This is a genomic window from Rugamonas rubra (assembly GCF_900114705.1).
GTDB lineage: Bacteria > Pseudomonadota > Gammaproteobacteria > Burkholderiales > Burkholderiaceae_D > Rugamonas > Rugamonas rubra.
Map to the genome: position 1 here is coordinate 1 of NZ_FOTW01000053.1, position 12772 is coordinate 12772.

At 59.4% G+C, this 12772-nt stretch carries 9 protein-coding genes and 2 pseudogenes; 6 read left to right on the forward strand and 5 right to left on the reverse strand.

Annotation, left to right across the window (positions count from 1 at the left end; genetic code table 11):
• From BM252_RS31320 to BM252_RS29275, 5 genes and pseudogenes are all read left to right on the forward strand, one after another.
• Positions 1 to 302 (forward strand): annotated as a pseudogene (locus BM252_RS31320) (IS110 family transposase); the annotation flags it as partial.
• 477 nt (positions 303 to 779) lie between these two features.
• Positions 780 to 1772: an AAA family ATPase gene (locus BM252_RS29265; RefSeq protein WP_093391283.1), complete on the forward strand. Its 993-nt coding sequence runs from the start codon at positions 780 to 782 to the stop codon at positions 1770 to 1772.
• 146 nt (positions 1773 to 1918) lie between these two features.
• Complete coding sequence (locus BM252_RS29270) at positions 1919 to 4264, forward strand: S8 family peptidase (RefSeq protein WP_174900723.1); 2346 nt, start codon at positions 1919 to 1921, stop codon at positions 4262 to 4264.
• Positions 4261 to 5271: a site-specific integrase gene (locus tag BM252_RS30695; protein ID WP_139236814.1), complete on the forward strand. Its 1011-nt coding sequence runs from the start codon at positions 4261 to 4263 to the stop codon at positions 5269 to 5271. The genes BM252_RS29270 and BM252_RS30695 overlap by 4 nt, the downstream gene beginning before the upstream one ends.
• A 609-nt stretch (positions 5272 to 5880) precedes the next feature.
• The gene (locus BM252_RS29275; protein ID WP_093391286.1) at positions 5881 to 6339 is read left to right on the forward strand and encodes a PIN domain-containing protein; all 459 of its coding nucleotides are present in this window, start codon (positions 5881 to 5883) and stop codon (positions 6337 to 6339) included.
• An 82-nt stretch (positions 6340 to 6421) separates the two neighbouring features.
• Here BM252_RS29275 and BM252_RS29280 read toward each other — a convergent pair whose 3' ends face one another.
• The 4 genes from BM252_RS29280 to BM252_RS29295 form a co-directional block, all read right to left on the reverse strand.
• Entirely contained in the window at positions 6422 to 7297 is an 876-nt protein-coding gene (locus BM252_RS29280) for an extracellular catalytic domain type 1 short-chain-length polyhydroxyalkanoate depolymerase (RefSeq protein WP_093391294.1), read from the reverse strand.
• A gap of 77 nt (positions 7298 to 7374) precedes the next feature.
• A complete protein-coding gene (locus BM252_RS29285; protein ID WP_093391288.1) occupies positions 7375 to 8598 on the reverse strand; it encodes a sensor histidine kinase in 1224 nt (407 codons plus the stop codon).
• The gene (locus tag BM252_RS29290) at positions 8591 to 9292 is read right to left on the reverse strand and encodes a response regulator transcription factor (protein WP_093391289.1); all 702 of its coding nucleotides are present in this window, start codon (positions 9290 to 9292) and stop codon (positions 8591 to 8593) included. Before BM252_RS29290 ends, BM252_RS29285 begins: the two co-directional genes overlap by 8 nt.
• Positions 9293 to 9444: 152 nt before the next feature.
• Positions 9445 to 11565: a TonB-dependent siderophore receptor gene (locus tag BM252_RS29295; RefSeq protein ID WP_093391291.1), complete on the reverse strand. Its 2121-nt coding sequence runs from the start codon at positions 11563 to 11565 to the stop codon at positions 9445 to 9447.
• A gap of 401 nt (positions 11566 to 11966) precedes the next feature.
• On the opposite strand from BM252_RS29295, the gene BM252_RS29300 reads away from it, so the two are divergent.
• The gene (locus BM252_RS29300; protein WP_093391292.1) at positions 11967 to 12416 is read left to right on the forward strand and encodes a CopD family copper resistance protein; all 450 of its coding nucleotides are present in this window, start codon (positions 11967 to 11969) and stop codon (positions 12414 to 12416) included.
• A 34-nt stretch (positions 12417 to 12450) separates the two neighbouring features.
• Here BM252_RS29300 and BM252_RS32285 read toward each other — a convergent pair.
• A pseudogene (locus tag BM252_RS32285) lies at positions 12451 to 12525 on the reverse strand (hypothetical protein); the annotation flags it as partial.
• Between the last annotated feature and the right edge of the window lie 247 nt (positions 12526 to 12772).

Consider the following 12772-nt stretch of genomic DNA (forward strand, 5'->3'; position numbering starts at 1 on the left):
GCAGTTCGGTCATCCGTTACATCATGTGCGAATGCGCCAACTCTGCATGGAAGACCAAAAGCTCGCTGGCCGCCAAATACAAGAGTCTGATGGTGCGCAAAACCCACAACAAAGCGATCATTGCGATCGCCCACAAGATGATTCGGTTGATCTTCCTGCTGCTGACCCGCAAGGTCGCCTATCACGACCCGCAGATCGACTACCAAGCCATGAGTGTGAAAAAGAACGCGCCGCGTTGGATCAAGCAGCTGAAGGCAATTGGCCAGTGGCCAGATAAGGCGGCAGCGCCGACCAGTGCATAGACGTCGCCACAACGAGGGGTCGGGCCTGGCGATACTTACTAACCCGCCGCAACGCGGGCTGGAAATCCATGTGCCCGCGCTACTTGGCTTTCACGGTAACGGTATGGGTCCAAGCCTGTCTGAGGACTTCCGAATAGCTCTTCAAGCGTTGCGCTGTAGGTTGAGTTGCCTGCAATCACGTGATAGCGGGACACACGGGAATTCAGCGTTTCATCTGGCTGGCTGGGCGGAAAAAACGGGACGGATGCGGACATCAGGGCTGCGGCGGAATTGTAGTTCGGTAGCATGTTGCGTCAAATTCAACTGTTACAAGATGCTATGCAAATTAAATTTACTTGTGCTGTTGGGCTTAGTCGATTAGTGGCAATATCAACGATATGAAAAAATATCGTGGATAAAAAACACCAAATAAGAGTAAGATAGCGACATCTAAAATTGGGTAGTACGGTCCTATTGGGCACTGGATTGGAGACTAGGATGGCTAACGGCGATCAAATTAAGGCAATGCTGCGCGCCTACAAGGATGCCGATGAGCACCAGCTGTTGACGCTCGCGCTGCAGATCGCAGCGCGTGAGGCGAAGGCAGGTCACAATCGACTTGCGGGGGAAATTCGCGACCTTGTTGAGCAACTGAAGGCGCACGGGCCGATTGTTCCGAAACGTCAAGCGACGCCTATTGTGCAACCGAAAGGTGAATTGGCAGACCTAGTTAGTGTTGACTACCCTGACGTGCGTTTGGACGATCTTGTTTTGTTGCCAGAGGTCCGCCATCGACTTGACCGAATGATGCGCGAGCAACGACAGGCAGGAAAGATTAGAGAGTTCGGGCTCAATCCTCGAGGAAAGCTTCTCTTTGTTGGTCCGCCTGGCACTGGGAAGACCATGTCTGCCAAGGCTGTAGCTGCGGAATTATCATTACCTCTGTTTACTCTGAGATTGGAGAGTCTCTTTACGCGATTCATGGGGGAAGCCGCAGCGAAATTGAAGCTTATCTTTGAAAATATTCAACAGGTGAGAGGCGTCTATCTTTTTGACGAGTTCGACGCCATCGGTCAGCAGCGTGCCGCCGCAAATGATGTTGGCGAGATTCGGCGGATTCTTAATTCATTTCTTCAGTTGGTGGAACAGGATCAATCGAATAGCGTTGTGATCGCTGCGACCAATCACCCTGAGCTGTTGGATAACGCGCTGTTTCGACGATTTGATGACGTGCTACGTTTCGAGATGCCATCGCGGGATTCATTAGTTGAATTGCTGAAGCGGAGGCTGGCACGCAATGCAAAAAGCCTGGATTACGAAGTACTAGCAGCGGAGGCATCGGGCCTGAGTTATGCCGATATTCAGCGGGCTTGCGATGACGCGTTGAAAGATATGATTATCGTGGCGCACGACCACATTGCTATGCATGACATGCAGTTGGCAATCCGTGAACGCGGAGACGACCGGAAAACATTTTCCAACCCTTTGTAGGATAGGCTATGGCCACTGGATCGCAATCTTTGCCCCATCTGCGTTTGATAAGCCGATCCAAGCCCCAAGACTATACGCCTCGGCGAGGCCAAAGTACTCCTCCGAACCTCATCCAACGGGAACGGGCTGTGCATGGTGCACGCATCTTGTTTGAGCTGCAGAACCTGCAGCCGATACTGGAACAGCGTAAGCTCGCGAGAGCTGCGCTCGACATTGAGGCGCCGGATGGCATTACGGTGGAATTCGGCAGCGTTGCGGGCTTCGATCTTGTGTTTGAAAGTCTTGATCTACTTCGCTCTGGCATACAACTCCTCAATGTACGGAGGGTAGGCAACATAACATACGCGACTTGCTGGATTCCGGATGGCAAACTCAATATCCTAGTTCGGAAGGTCACCGCATATCTCAATGAAGACACCAATGCGAGGACACCTAAGGCCAAAAACGCAAATCTTGTTGAAAGCATTGAGTCGATCGGTGTCGCTACCATCACTGAGTTGTGGACGGATGATGAGCCCATTCCCGATGACGATGAAATGCGTTGGTGGGAGCTTTGGTTGCGGACCGACGGCCTCACGCCGGAAAATGCCTTTCGCAGATTTGAAGCAGCCGCAAGCAATATGCAGCTTAGCATTGGGCAGCAATGGTTAGTGTTTCCCGAACGGGTCGTTACAAATATTAAAACAACGCGGACCCGACTGGCACAAGCAATTCCGTTGCTAAATCTGGCTGCTGAAATCCGACATGCTGATCGTCCTCCGCAGGTGCCGCATTCGTTAACGATTCCTGCGCAGGATGAAATTGTTGCCGATATTGTGGCCCGTTTGGATATTGGGGACGACGGCGTCGCCGTCGCTATCTTTGATACTGGAATTGCGCGGGCACATCCACTCATAGCCCCAATCCTTGCGCCGGATGATATGCATGCCGTTGATAACGCTTGGGGCACGGCTGACCATCATGGACATGGTACCAAGATGGCGGGCGTGGCACTGTATGGTGACTTGAGAGACTTGGCGGGGCGTGACACAAGAATTGACGTGCCATTTCGTCTTGAATCCGTCAAATTGCTGTCGCCGCCTAGAGCCGGAGATCAAAACGATGATCAGGAGATTCTTGGTGCGATTACCGCCCAAGCTGTTTTCAAGTGTGAGATCGAAGCGCCAGAACGTCGGCGAGTCATCTGCAAAGCAGTTACTTCCGACATGCATCAGCGCGGCGAACCATCTTCCTATTCCGCAGCAATCGATCAGCTCGCTTTCAATGCTGATGATGAGGATGGGCGTCTCTTCGTCATCTCGGCAGGGAACTTGCCAGATCACCTTTGGCTGACCTATCCGCAGTCCAATAGAGATTATGGCGTCGAGCAGCCTGGTCAGGCATGGAATGCCTTAACCGTTGGCGCATACACCGAAAAAGATACGTTGCCCGGCACGCCCGACTACGCGGGATGGTCCGCTCTCGCCGGTTCAGGAGACTTGAGCCCATTTAGCGCAACGTCTCAATCGTGGACCGGCTGGCCAATGAAGCCCGACGTTGTATTTGAAGGCGGCAATGTTGTCGTTGATCCGACGCACGCGTTAGCCGAGCTTGTCCCGTCACTTCAGCTGCTGACAACAAACAGAGGCTTCACTGCCAATCCACTTGGCTACTTTTCGATGACGAGTGCTGCTACTGCGCAGTGCGCCGGTCTTGCGGCTAGACTTCTGGCCGGGTATCCGGACCTGTGGGCGGAGACTGTTCGAGGAATGATCATCCATCATGCTGACTGGACGCAGGCCCAACAGGAAACTTATCTGACGGAGGACACTCAAAGGGCGAAGCGCAGGCTCTTGCGGGCATGCGGATTTGGAGTGCCGAACGCTGAGCGTGTGCTTCGATCGGCGCAACACCGCGTCTCGTTGATTGCCCAAGAATCGATTCAGCCGTACCGACTGGAAGAGAGTGCCGGCAAGATGAATGAAATGTGCATCTTTCAGCTTCCATGGCCGAAGGAAATGCTAATGGAAATGCAGAATACACCGGTGAAGCTTCGAGTGACCTTGTCCTATTTCGTGGAGCCGAGTCCGGCCAAGCGTGGATGGACGAACCGCTATCGCTATGCGTCTCATGGTCTTCGTTTTGATGTTCGGCGTAATAACGAAGGCCCCGATGAATTCAACCGCCGTGTCAACTTTGCCATGCGTGAAGAGGGCGAAAAGCTCGATTCCCCGGGCGATTCCGGGTGGCTGTTGGGCGAGCAGTTGCGACGCCACGGATGCGTCCATTCGGATGTTTGGAGTGGCATGGCTATTGATCTGGCTGAGCGAGACCAGATCGCTGTTTATCCTGTGGTGGGATGGTGGCGTCAGCGCCTAAATCGTGGACGATGCACGACCCAGGCGCGGTTTTCACTTATCGTTTCGCTCGAAAGCGAGAATGTGGACATCAAACTGTATAGCGCGGTGATTCAGGAGCTGGCAGTGCCAATTGATCTGGAGTTGGATCTGTGAGTGAATCAACGAATAAAAGCGGCGCCCAAATTCTGTATGAGTGGCTGCAACAGTTTTCCCACAGGGTAAATACCTATCGGACCTACCTCCGTGAGTTTGAGCGCCTTCAAACCTGGTTACTTCTTGACGAGTTTGACTTTTGCGATGTCGCTGCGGACGATCTCGGACGCTACCTAGAGGAACTTGGCGCTGGTTTGCTCAATCCGTCGAGTGGTGGCAACCCCCGCCGCTTAAAGGAACGTACTCTAGCGCAATCACGCGGCACCCTTGTCCGGATGTTCGAGGTTTTGCAGTCGAGCGGCTTACGTGGAGACAACCCTGCACGACGGCTTGTTGTGCCGGTATTAGCGCCAGTCGAGCATATAGATCTTGTGCAAACATACGCGGCGTCAGAACGGTGGCGGGAAGTGCGGCAAGTTTGGGTTGAGCAGCCGGAGCCGGAAATCGGAATTCGCGATTCGCTTGCCCGTATAGTGGTTGTTGCTGAATGGTCCTATTGGACGGCTTTGCGTAGAAGCGAGCTTGCGGCGCTCAATATGGCAAACGTTGAACGTCACGGCACCGAATGGCAGGTTGCTGTCCCTAGGTTTGGTCGTTTGGACACGCTCGACGTGGTCCATGTGCCTGGGCCCGCCATAGAAGCGCTACGTCGGTATCGGGTCTCGCGCGGACTTCCCCCATTTCCTTCCGCGTCGGAAGTGGATATCCCATTGATCGCTCAACTGAGAATAGAGGCACGTGTTGAGCCTTGGACGATTGGTCACATTCTCCGCGAGGCGTCACGCTTGGCGACGCCCGAACTTGGACGTGACGCTGAGCAATGCCAGTTGTCAAATCGCGAATTGCGGCGTTACCTGATCGTGGATGGGTTGATTCAGCGCGTTCCCTTCCTTGATTTGTGCACGCACGTGCGCTCGAAGTATGCAACCAGTTCTTTGGCAGACCCGAGCACCGAACCAACGATCGCTTCATCGCTTGCCCGGCTGGCCGCAGCCCGCCCAAGGTAGCGGAACGTTCTCTACCTTGTGTCAAACTTATTTGTTGCAAGATTCATGCGTTTTAAAAAAATGGGGTCGTTTGTGTCAAACTATATTTTCGAAACTGGCATATGGAAGATGGCGTAAGTCTTTGATTTATATGTTGAGCTTGTGTCAAACAAATTTGTTCGTCCACACTGACGTGCCGGCAAAAAAATTTAGTTCGACACAAGTGGCGCAGCACCTTATGGGCTGCGCCACTCTTTTTTGCATGTGTCGTGAATGAGGCATACCCTCGTGGCACTGCATCGCTAAGCCGCCGGGTCAGTTAGCAGATGGAATGAATATTAACGGTTGGTCGCCCCCTTAAGGCATTGTTGGCTTGTTGCGCTCTCAGCGACTCCGATACCTGAATGGGATACACTGATCCTGAATTCAACGCACGGGAGGCCGCATGGGCACTCTGAAAAACGGTAGCGGAACCGCAGGCATCACCGCGCCGCCCGAACCTGTGACTACACCGCAAGAAGCACGCCGGCGGCGCCTGCGCGCTGCTTTGGCGGCGGCCGAGGGGCTCTGGAAGGATCGTCAGGACGTCCCAAAAGACGGGGTCGAATACCAAGAGCTACTGAGGGCAGAATGGCCCTGATTCTTTTCGATACCAATATCTTTATCGATATGCTCAATGGCGTCCATCAGGCGACCATTGAACTGGGAAGCTATGACAGTCCGGCAATTAGTATCATCACTTACATGGAACTGCGCGCCGGCGAAATACGCCGCCCACAAGATAAGCCGCTGTTGGATGCCATCCTCACTGAATTCGAAGTCATTGAGGTGAGTCGTCGCATCACCGACGCTGCCATTGCCATTCGCGGAAGTAGTTTCGTCACGGCGCCGAAGGTCAAACTTCCCGATTGCATCATTGCCGCGACAGCGCGGGACTGTGGCGTACCACTCGTCACGCGCAATTGGAAGGACTTCGTCAATGCCGGCATTACCGTCCACGTCCCGTATGAATACGATGCAACAACGGGTGTCGTCTCGAACGTGAAGCCCGCCTACCAAAATTCTCCGCCATCGCCAATGCTCACGTGATACCGCCCCTCTATTGCCGGACACGGTTTATCACAAGCAATGAACACACGATTCGAAAGAGGTGGAAGCATAGCCCATAGTCCTAACGGCGCTGCTTGTCGAAGAACTCCCAGATGACCTCGTTGGCATCCATGTCGCGGCTGGTCTTGCCGATCGGCAGGCCGACATTGAACGGGTCTGCGCCCGGCCAAGTATGGCCGCCCTCCTTGACCGTCGCCAGCGCCACGCTCTGGCGCCCGTTCCCTTGCTCCAGCCAAACCACCGCCGTGCCGTCGCCGGCGTCGCCGTCGATCACGCGGCGGCTCGCCCCGGCCGCCGCCAAACCGTTCTGCTTCAACCAATAGCCGTAGGTGTCCTCCGCCGACCAATAGCCGCCCGGCTTGCCGCCATACGCCACCACCTGGTCCGCCGTGCCGTGGACCAGCAGCACGCCCACTTTGCCCGCCTTCGAATGGTGCTGCGCCACCGGTTCCGGCATCGGTCCGCCGACCGAGGCCACGGCGGCGAACAGCTGCGGCAACTCGGCCGCGATGCGCAGGGTGAAGAAGCCGCCGCGCGATAGGCCGGTCGCATACACGCGCTGGCTGTCGACCCGATAATCCTGCTTGAGCTTGGCCAGCAGCGCCTCGGTGAAACCGATGTCGTCGCTGCCGTCGAGATACGACATGCCGAAGCCGACGTTCCAGTCCTGCTTGATCCCCGAGGGGTAGACGACAATGAACTGGTGGCGGTCGGCGGCGCGGTTCATTTGCGTGTAGAGCATTTGTTCGGCCATGCTCATGCCGCTGCCGTGGAAATTGAAGACCACCGGAAAGGCCTTCTGCGGCTGGCCGGCGTAGGACGCCGGCGTGTAGACGAGGTAGCGGCGCTTTTCATCCTTGTGGACGAGGGATGCCACCTGGCCCAGCGCAGGGAATGAGACGCAGGCGAGGAGGACGAGGCTGATCAGAGTTTTCATGGTGCGCATGCCGTAAAAGTTGACGAGTACGCAGCATAGAAAACCGTTGGTGAAACCCGGGTGAAATCCGGCCGATTTCAATGCGGACGAAGCGGCACGATGTCGACGCGGTAGGCCGTTGCGCCGGCATGGAAACCGATTTCCCAGCGCATGGCCGTGGCGATGCGGCGCAGCAGATTCTGGCCGTGCAGGAAGCCCTGCGTCGTGCCCGCGCGGGCCGGATCGACGGTGTTGCCCAAGCTAAGCACGCCGTCGGCGAACGCCAGCCGCAGCCGCGAGCCGGCCCCGCCGTGGAACAGCGCGTTGCCCAGGCAGTTGTTGATGAGCAGCATGGCCAAATGCCGGTTGCCCCGCACCGCCAAGTGGTCGGGTAGCTGGAGCTCCAAGCAGCCTTCTTCCCAGGCGCCATCGTCGAGCAGGCGCAGCAGGCTTTCCTCGATGCAGCCGCGCAGGTCGAGCGTCTCCTCGGCGATGTGTTCGGCGCGCGCCAGCGCGAACAGGACGTCGACGGTGGTGGCGATGTCATCGAGGCCGCTGAGCAGCTGCGCCACGTCCTGCGCTGCCAGCGGACGCGATTCGGCCTGTCCGAGGATGTTGTTCATCACCGTGAGCGGCGTGCGCAACTCGTGGCCAACGTCACGCGTGAAGGCGTGTTCGCGGTTCAGCGACGAATGCAGTTCGGCAATGGTGCTGCCCAGCCTGTCCGCCAAAAAGCCGATTTCGTCGCGGCGGTGCCTGGCGCTGAATGCGATGGGCTGGTCGCGCGACAGGCCGCGCACTTCCTTCGCCAGCACCTGGAGCGGCGCGACCAGCCGCCTGGACAGCAGATAGGCCAGCAACAGCGCCAGCGCGATCAAGCCCAGCGCCACCGAGACCAGCACGCCGCCGACGTCACGGAACAGTGCCGACACCACCAGCAGCGGGCGCGCATCGGCCAGCAGGTAGACGCGCCGGGGAGCGGACCCGGCGGGGAGGTCGAGCGTGCGCAGGTGGTAGTGCGGGCCGCTGTCGGTGGAGATTTCGGCGCGTTCGCGGCCGGCGGCGACCTGCGCGCGCACGACGGGCGGCAGCGCCGCGACGCTGCGGTAGACACGGATCAGCTCGTCACCGGGCGTTTTGACCTCGCCGCGCAGGTGGAAATGCGCGCTGATGGCGGCCGCTTCCCGCTGCAACAATCGATCAACCAGCATATCCTCGGTCACGTAGGAAATGACCAGCGCGAGCCCGGTGTAGCAGAGGCAAATCAACACGGTGAAGCCGGCCAGCGCGGCGAACAGGCCATGCCGGATGGAGCTAAACACGGTCCGCCGCAGCCGTTTCCAGCCGGTAGCCGAGCTGGGGAATGGTGACGATCATCGGCCCGGCGCCGGCCAGCTCGAGTTGCTTGCGCAGCGCGTAGATGTGCGACTTGAGGGCGTCGCTGTCCGGCGGATTGGCGCCCCACAGCTCGTGCATCAGCGCGGAGCGCGACACGGCCTGCGGGGACGCGGCGCCCAGCTTGAGCAGCAGCTTGAATCCGGCCTGCGTCAGCGGCAGCGGCGCGCCGTTGTGGAGGGCGCGCTTTTCGCGCAGTAGCAGCGTCAGCGGACCGACGCGCATTTCCTGGCTCAGGTGCAGTTGTCCGCGCCGGGCCAGCGCTTCGCAACGCAGGGCCAGCTCGCGCAGGTCGAACGGCTTGGTCAGGTAGTCGTCGGCGCCTTCGTTGAAGCCGCGCGCCTTGTCCTCGAAGGCGTCGCGGGCGGTGAGCATCAATACCGGCACGTTGCGCGGCGCGCGCGCCTTGATCGCGCGGCAGACCTCCAGCCCGTCCAGGTCGGGAAGATTCAGGTCGAGCAGGACGACGTCGTAGGCCTCGCGCGTCGCCAGATCGATGGCCAGCGCGCCGGTGGCGGCGTGGTCGGTCTGCCACTGCAGGCCTTCCAGGAAGTCGACGATCTGGCGCGCGATCGTCGGATGGTCTTCCACCACCAATATTGTCAAGCGACTGCGGTTCATTGCTGTTCCGCGCGCTCGAACGCCACGGCCTGCCGTGCAATAGCCGTCCGGCCGTGGCCTGCCCTTGGTGCCATGCTGAATCCTCGATGGTTGCCATAAACGCTAGTCAGTATAGCGCCAGTAGCGCGGTCAGCTCGCCTTGCCGTTGTGTTTTAGAAGCGATACCTCAGCGTCAGCGCCGCGCTGCGTGGCGCGCCATAGGTGATCGTGCCGTACGCGGCAAACATGCCAAAGTGCTTCTTGTCGAGCAGGTTGTCGATGTTGAGTTGCGCCGAAAGCTGCTTGCTGAAGTCGTAACGGGCCATCAGGTTCACCAGGCTGTACGCCTCCTGTTCGATCTTGCCGTTGCTTGTGGCCATGGAGGTGCGGCCATCCCAATTGACGCCGCCGCCAACGGTCAAGGCGGTCCATTCCCCCGGCAAGCGGTAGGTGGTGAACAAACGCAGGAGCTTGCGCGGGTTGACGCTGTTGATATCGGCGCCGGCGGCATCTTCCGCATGGTACTGGGTATAGCCGGCGCTGGCATTCCAGCCGCGCGCCAACTCGCCCGACATGTCCAACTCAAAGCCGTTGCTGGTCGCCCCCTTGGCGGCGCGGTAGTGGGCCTCGGGCAGCGACGGTCCGGCGCCGTCCCGATCGACCAAACCCGCCTCTTGTCCAAGATTGCCCTGCTTGATCTGGAACAGCGCGAAGGACGCGTTCAGGCGGCCGTCGAACAACTCGCCCTTGAGACCCGCCTCGTAACTCTTGCCGACGATGGGATCGAGGATCTTTCCGCCAAAGTCCTTCAGGTTCTGCGGCTGGAAGATGTCGGTATAGCTCGCATAGGCGGAATAGTTGTCGTTGATGTCGTAGACGAGGCCGGCATACGGCGTCACTTCGCGGTCGTGCTTGAGCGCGTACTCGCCGGCCCAGATGCCGTGGCCGGTCTTGTCGTAGTTGCTCAGGCGGGCGCCGAGTATCACTTTGAGCGGATCGGCGAGCGAGAAGCGGGCCACGCCGTACAGGGCGTCCTGTTTGGTGACGTTGCTTTCGTAGAAGCTCGGCGCGCCCCAGGTCGGCTCGGGGTAGGCGGCGCCGTTCCAGGTGTTGAAATCGCCGACCGGCGGCATCGCGCCGGCGAAATCGGCCGGGCGGCTGCCGGTCTCGAACTTCTGCCGGGAATGCATATAGCCAAAGGCGGCCTCGTGTTTGCGGCCGGCCAATTCGAAGGGGCCGCTGGCGTGCAGGCCGACGTCGTCCTGCTTGGTGCGCGTCTTGTACGAGCCGGCGAACGCGCCCATGCCCAGGCCGCTCAGGCGCTCGGGCACGCCCGACAGATACAGCAGATAGGAATCGGCCTCGCGGTCGCCGTGGCTGTAGCTGGCGCGCACCTTCCAGCCGTTGTCGAACTCGTGTTCGAGATTGGCGAAGAAATTGTCGTAGGCCGTGTTCCAGCGGGTCCAGTCGGCGGCCGAGGTCTTCGAACGATCCCAGTTGGTGTGCGAGCCATCGCTGTACCAGTGCGGCAGGCCGCCCCACATCGGCCCTTTCGGATCGGTCGTCTGGCGGTGGAAACCGGCCGACAACAGGGTCTTTGGCGTCAGGTCCGCCTCGATCGTGGCGTACAGCGTCTGGCTTTGGCTCTTCAGCAGCGCGACCCAGCTATTCGCCGCCTGGTACTCGCCGACCACGCGCGCGCGTACCGTGCCGGCCTGGTTGAGCGGGGTGGACAGATCCACCAGGGCGCGGCGCTCGTCCCAGCGACCGACGCCGATCTCCGCCGAGCCCGTCAACTCCCTGCTGCTGGCCCGTTTGCGCACCAGGTTGATCGCCGCCGATGGATTGCCGGCGCCGCTCATCAGGCCGGTGGCGCCGCGCACCACCTCGACCCGGTCGTAGATCGCCAGGCTGCCCTGGACCTCGCCGGAGCTCCAGGCCGCGTCCCAGGTCGCGGGAATGCCGTCGATTTGCAGGTTGTCGATATCGAAGCCGCGCGCGGTGAAGCCGGCGCGGTTGGTTTCGTATTGGTTCACCGACACCCCGGTGACGTTGTTGACGACGTCGGTCACCGAGACCAGGCCCTGGTCCTCGATGCGTTGCTGCGTCACCACCGACACCGACTGCGGCGTATCGCGCAGCGACATGCTCAGCGGCGTGGCGGTCTTGGTCCTGCCGGTCGTGTAGGAGCCGGTGCCCTCGGTGCTGGCGCCGAACTTTTCGGCGTGGACCTGAATCTGCGGCAGTACCGCCGTGCCCTGTTCGGCAACTTGTGCGTGGGCGGCCAGGGGCATGGCGAGCCCCACACATACCGCCAGACTATCCAACTTGTGACGCCGGTGGGCGCGTGCGTGCATATCCATCTGTTCCCCAATTAACAAGATAAAACAAGAATTGGCTGGCATTCCGCAGGTTCACCGCTTGAGCGGGTGGTGGACAGATGGCTGGCTACTTAAAGCGTGAATGATAAGCATTCTCATTTAATTGTCAATGAAAATGAGGAAATAGCGCGAATCGCTGCAACAGTTGGGAGGGGCCGGGGAGCCGGCGGGACGATTTCGTCCTATTGATCCGGGGAATTGACAATTGTCATGGGAATTTTCGCGGTCGGCTGGGATGATGCGCGCACGATAGGAATTCTTATCCAGACGGCGGGAGATTTTCTTCCCCCGTCGCACCCGAAAAGGAAAAGTCCATGTCCTCCGCCAGCTACCCGGTGCTGCTCACGATCCACCTGTTCTGCGCGCTGATCTTCGTTGGCACCGTGTTTTTCGAAGTGCTGGTGCTCGAAGGCGTGCGCAAGCACGTGCCGGCCGAGGCCATGCGCGCGGTGGAACGCGGCATCGGCCGGCGGGTGCGCTGGCTGATGCCCATCGTCCTCGTCACCCTGTTCAGCGCCGGCTTCGGCTTGGCCGCCCACTATGGCGAGCTGCTGACGCATCCGCGCGGCAATCCCTTCGCCATCCTGCTGATGATCAAGATCGGCCTGGCCCTCAGCGTGTTCGGCCATTTTCTGCTCGCCAGCTACTGGCGCATGTGCGAGATCTTCACCGCGCGCCGCTCGCGCCTGTTGCACATCAGCGTGTTCTGCCACGTCGTGCTGATCGTGCTGCTGGCCAAGGGCATGTTCCACATCCAGTTCTAATCCCTGGCCAACCCCTCGGCCGGCCCGGCCCGGCCTAGCGCAGGCCCGCCGCCGCGTAGTCGCACACGCCGTCCGGAAAGATTTTCTGCAGCCACGCCCGCTGGCCGGCCGTGAAATCGCTTCAACCGCCGCGCCGCCATGGCCGCCATGGTGCCGCGACTGGCGGTCGCGCTGGCGCAGACGAGGCCGTGCCCGAAATGGTTGGTGCTGGGAAAGGCTGATGGAAGAACATAATCAGGAAGATACGTGTGGCGCCCGGATACAGCCCGGAGCAACTGCCGTGCATGCGATTGCCCATCTCTTATGGAACCTGACGCCAGGTCAGAACACCTATGAATGCCTCCGGAAATTTTCCG

Coding starts and splice junctions, on each gene's coding strand:
- BM252_RS29265 (WP_093391283.1), top strand. CDS start 780: ATGGCTAACGGCGATCAAATTAAGGCAATGCTGCGCGCCTACAAGGAT.
- BM252_RS29275 (WP_093391286.1), top strand. CDS start 5,881: ATGGCCCTGATTCTTTTCGATACCAATATCTTTATCGATATGCTCAAT.
- BM252_RS29280 (WP_093391294.1), bottom strand. CDS start 7,297: ATGAAAACTCTGATCAGCCTCGTCCTCCTCGCCTGCGTCTCATTCCCT.
- BM252_RS29290 (WP_093391289.1), bottom strand. CDS start 9,292: ATGAACCGCAGTCGCTTGACAATATTGGTGGTGGAAGACCATCCGACG.
- BM252_RS29295 (WP_093391291.1), bottom strand. CDS start 11,565: ATGCCCCTGGCCGCCCACGCACAAGTTGCCGAACAGGGCACGGCGGTA.
- BM252_RS29300 (WP_093391292.1), top strand. CDS start 11,967: ATGTCCTCCGCCAGCTACCCGGTGCTGCTCACGATCCACCTGTTCTGC.